Origin of the sequence: Variovorax sp. KBW07, from assembly GCF_003852515.1 — a bacterium.
Classification (GTDB): Bacteria; Pseudomonadota; Gammaproteobacteria; order Burkholderiales; family Burkholderiaceae_C; genus Variovorax.
The window spans coordinates 1-1,206 of the sequence record NZ_QAJK01000230.1 but is presented as its reverse complement, the minus strand read 5'-3'; the positions used below and the strand labels follow the sequence as shown (position 1 = coordinate 1,206).

Here is a 1,206-nt window from a genome sequence, read left to right as displayed (position 1 = left end):
GAAAAATGGCAAAAGGTAAATTCACCCGCACCAAGCCGCACGTGAACGTGGGCACGATCGGTCACGTTGACCACGGCAAGACCACGCTGACGGCTGCGATCGCAACCGTTCTGTCGGCCAAGTTCGGCGGCGAAGCCAAGGCTTACGACCAGATCGACGCAGCGCCCGAAGAAAAGGCCCGCGGCATCACGATCAACACGGCTCACGTCGAGTACGAAACGGCCAACCGCCACTACGCTCACGTCGATTGCCCCGGCCACGCCGACTATGTGAAGAACATGATCACCGGCGCCGCTCAAATGGACGGCGCCATCCTGGTGTGCTCGGCCGCTGACGGCCCGATGCCCCAGACCCGTGAGCACATCCTGCTGGCTCGCCAGGTGGGCGTGGGCTACATCATCGTTTTCCTGAACAAGTGCGACATGGTCGACGACGCCGAGCTGCTCGAGCTGGTCGAAATGGAAGTGCGCGAGCTGCTTGACAAGTACGAGTTCCCTGGCGACGACACCCCCATCATCCACGGCTCGGCCAAGCTGGCCCTGGAAGGCGACAAGGGCAAGCTGGGCGAAGAAGCCATCATGAAGCTGGCCGAAGCGCTCGACACCTACATCCCGACGCCCGAGCGCGCCGTGGACGGCACGTTCCTGATGCCCGTCGAAGACGTGTTCTCGATCTCGGGCCGCGGCACCGTGGTGACCGGCGCCGTCGAGCGTGGCGTGATCAAGGTCGGCGAAGAAATCGAGATCGTCGGCATCCGCCCGACCGTCAAGACCACCTGCACCGGCGTGGAAATGTTCCGCAAGCTGCTGGACCAAGGTCAAGCTGGCGACAACGTCGGCGTGCTGCTGCGCGGCACCAAGCGCGAAGAAGTCGAGCGCGGCCAAGTGCTGTGCAAGCCCGGCTCGATCAAGCCGCACACGCACTTCACCGCCGAGGTGTACGTGCTGTCCAAGGACGAAGGTGGCCGTCACACGCCGTTCTTCAACAACTACCGTCCGCAGTTCTACTTCCGCACGACGGACGTGACCGGCGCGATCGAGCTGCCCAAGGACAAGGAAATGGTCATGCCCGGCGACAACGTCAGCATCACCGTCAAGCTGATCAACCCGATCGCGATGGAAGAAGGCCTGCGCTTCGCCATCCGTGAAGGCGGCCGTACCGTGGGTTCGGGCGTCGTGGCCAAGTTCCTCGACATCTAAGCCAGGC

Annotated in this window: 1 protein-coding gene; it reads left to right on the top strand. The window is 63.1% G+C overall.

Features of this window, described 5'->3' with window-relative positions; translation table 11 throughout:
- Positions 1-5: 5 nt before the first annotated feature.
- Entirely contained in the window at positions 6-1,199 is a 1,194-nt protein-coding gene (gene tuf / locus DBV14_RS32335; RefSeq protein ID WP_124466093.1) for an elongation factor Tu, read from the top strand.
- Positions 1,200-1,206: the final 7 nt, after the last annotated feature.

Excerpts from the sequence above, each read along its gene's own strand:
- tuf (WP_124466093.1), top strand. The coding sequence starts at position 6 with ATGGCAAAAGGTAAATTCACCCGCACCAAGCCGCACGTGAACGTGGGC.